This window comes from Blautia sp. HA3515, assembly GCF_059933065.1.
On record NZ_JAYFUY010000142.1, the window covers coordinates 1 to 3,116 of the forward strand.

The 3,116-nt window shown below is 44.5% G+C and carries 3 protein-coding genes, 1 tRNA gene and 1 pseudogene; all 5 read right to left on the bottom strand.

All coding sequences use genetic code 11. The features are described 5' to 3' along the window. Positions 1-267: 267 nt before the first annotated feature. Positions 268-429, bottom strand: coding sequence for an SH3 domain-containing protein (locus R1Y93_RS11580; protein ID WP_500822912.1), 162 nt, complete (start codon positions 427-429; stop codon positions 268-270). After that, positions 371-664, bottom strand: coding sequence for a hypothetical protein (locus R1Y93_RS11585; protein WP_500822913.1), 294 nt, complete (start codon positions 662-664; stop codon positions 371-373). The genes R1Y93_RS11580 and R1Y93_RS11585 overlap by 59 nt, the downstream gene beginning before the upstream one ends. Beyond that, the gene (locus R1Y93_RS11590) at positions 634-1,206 is read right to left on the bottom strand and encodes a hypothetical protein (protein WP_500822914.1); all 573 of its coding nucleotides are present in this window, start codon (positions 1,204-1,206) and stop codon (positions 634-636) included. Before R1Y93_RS11590 ends, R1Y93_RS11585 begins: the two co-directional genes overlap by 31 nt. Before the next feature lie 54 nt (positions 1,207-1,260). Further along, positions 1,261-1,332 (bottom strand) — tRNA-Arg (locus tag R1Y93_RS11595). A 347-nt stretch (positions 1,333-1,679) separates the two neighbouring features. Beyond that, a pseudogene (locus R1Y93_RS11600) lies at positions 1,680-3,116 on the bottom strand (Na+/H+ antiporter NhaC family protein); the annotation flags it as partial.

The following is a 3,116-nucleotide window of genomic DNA, read 5'->3' on the forward strand; positions in this document are numbered from 1 at the left end:
ATGTTGACCTGTCTGGTAAACGCAGTTCTTGATAATGTTACAGATGGCTCTATCGTACTGATGCATGATATTTTCAGTTCCTCTGTCAAGATGCAGCAGAGATTCTGATACCAAGATTGATCCAGGAGGGTTATGAACTGGTTACAGTCCATCAATTAGCCGAAAGCAAAGGGATCACTCTTCAGGGCGGAGTGCTTTACAATTCACTGACGTAATTCTAGTTCAAAAAACAGCTGCAGATCAGATCTGCAGCTATTTTATTACCCTTTATTCAGTTTTTTCTTCCAGAAGTCCACTGTAAATATATGCAGTCTGACCTTCATACTCCACCTGGATCCAATCTCCTTCAGAACCAAGCTTCTGAACTTCCTCACCAGCAGAGAGACACACCAATAATATCTGCGTCACTGCTGGCAGCAGCGCGCACATTACAGTCTTCTGTCACTACCAGTGTAGTCCCATCAGATACAATGGATGAATCACTGGTATCCTGGCCAAGGCCATCAAGAAATGCTGTCAATGCAGGATCACCTGCCTGTGCATCCTCAAGCTGCTTGCGGATATCAGAGTAAAGTGTCTTAACATCCTCATCTGCTTCCAGCCCATCAGTATAGGCGGAAATCTCCGTATCCTCTACTGCGGAAACCTGCACTCGATCTTCCACCTGGCCTCCGCTGTTGCCTTATATACACATACAACTGACTCAATGCCGGCATCCTTGGTATCATTGTCCCTTGCAAATATAGTAAAAACTTGCATAGAGACCACATATGAGTCATCTTTCAGCCCCTTTTTCACATAAACATCCCGCACTTCATACCCTTCAATATAGTCCTTTGCATTAGTGATCTTTGATTCATCGGACGGTGCAAGATTGTCTACATATGTTTTAAGCGTTGCAATATCTTTGTCCCCAAGAGCCTTGTAATAGCCCGTAATTAATGCAGTAATCTCTGCATTGCCTTTTTCCATGGGATTGGCGTCTTTCTTCCCGTCAGTCTCCCCATCTTTTGCCGGAGAAGAAGGAACATTTCCCTGGTTATCCTGCGATGCTGTCTGCTGATCTCCCTGCCCCTGATCGGTACCCTTCTTACCTTTAACACAGGCATGGATTCCAAAAGCCAAAGCACCAACGATTAACAGAATCGCTCCGCCTAACATAAAATAGCGAAGGTTATCTGATAACCATTCTCTAAAATTGTCCAAGTTCTTGTCCTCCTTATAAAACAACGCACCGGAACGCTGGGTCGTTCCAGGCAGCACACCTGAAGGGAATCGAACCCCCGCACATGGTACCGGAAACCACTGCTCTATCCACTGAGCTACAGGTGCTTAAAACTTACTGTTGAATTATCAAAGTACACTGCTTCAACTTTAAAAAAGTATATCACAATCTGCATCAGATGTAAAGTTTTTTCTTTTGGTTGAAAATTCATGTCTAATGCGGACAATTTAACCGAATCAAGTAAGTCCCCTGAATCGATTGCGAAAAGCAATAAGCAGTGGGTGGGGACTTGCTTGTATCAGGAGGAGTGCAAGCTCCTTCTGATAAACTGCGAAGCAGTTATTCGGTTATGAGCAAGTAGCGAAGCGGATTGCGAATATTCGCTTGACTAATACTAGAAAACCATGCATCCACCAAAGTGATCGTACAGTCCTGGCATCCTTACATAGAATCATTATTCTTTTTTCAAGTCACAAAAACGGACTTTCACCACTGCCAGTGCTCCCATCATCAGCACCACACCGATTACCAGGCATAATCGGGCTCTGGATAAAACCTGCAAATATATAAGTGATAAAGGATACCACTGCTGCCACCACAGCATAAGGAAGCTGTGTGGACACATGGCTTACATGGTCACACTGGGCGCCTGCTGATGCCATAATAGTGGTATCAGAAATAGGCGAACAATGATCTCCACATACAGCTCCGGCCATACATGCGGAAATAGAAATGATCATCAGATCTCCAGGTGTGTTTTCAAATACATGTACAACAATAGGAATCAGGATGCCAAAGGTTCCCCAGGAAGTTCCTGTTGCAAAAGCCAGGAAGCAGGCAACCAGGAAAATAATGGCAGGCAGCATGTTTACAAGACCGGAGGCAGAAGATTTTACCATTTCTGCTACGAATTCTGCTGCTCCAAGACTGTCTGTCATGCTCTTTAAGGTCCATGCAAAGGTAAGGATCAGGATTGCTGGAACCATGGATTTAAAGCCATCCGGAATACATGCCATACAATCTCTGAAGGACAATACCTTCCGCACCAGATACAAAAGCACAGTGATCACCAGGCCAAAAAAGCTTCCAAGTACAAGTCCTACAGATGCATCACTCTGGAAAAAGCAGTTACAAAATCAGTGCCGTCAAAAAAGCCGCCGGTATAGATCATTCCGATCACACAGCAGATCACAAGGGAAATGATGGGAATCAGAAGATCCATTACTTTTCCCCGGGGATTCACCTTTCCATCTTCTTCAGCACCTGCATAGGGCCTTGCAGCGGTAGTAAACAAGTCGCCTTTTAATGCATTGGATTCATGAACGCCCATGGCACCAAATTCTGCTTTCATCAAAACCATAGATACCATCATTACAATCGTAAGGAGTGCATAATGATTATATGGAATGGCACGTACAAATACAGACATTCCGTCTTCTCCCGGGACAAACCCACTAACAGCTGCTGCCCATGAAGAAATAGGGGCAATGATACAAACCGGAGCTGCTGTAGCATCGATCAGATATGCCAGCTTTGCCCTTGAAACATTGTGCTGATCTGTGATGGGACGCATAACGCTTCCTACTGTAAGACAGTTAAAATAATCATCAATAAAGATCAGTACACCTAAAAGAATGGTTGCAAGCTCTGCTCCACTCTGGTACGGATATGCTTTCCTGCCCAGCGTCCGAAAGCCGCAGAACCTCCTGCCCGGTTCATCAAACATACCATGGTACCCAGAATTACAAGGAATACCAGGATACCCACATTGCTGCTTGAAGACAGAACACCGATCATTCCTTCTGAAAAATATGATTGACTGTGCCCTCAAAATTACCTCCTGAATAAAGGATTGCCCCTACCAGGATCCCAAGGAACAAAGAGCTGTATA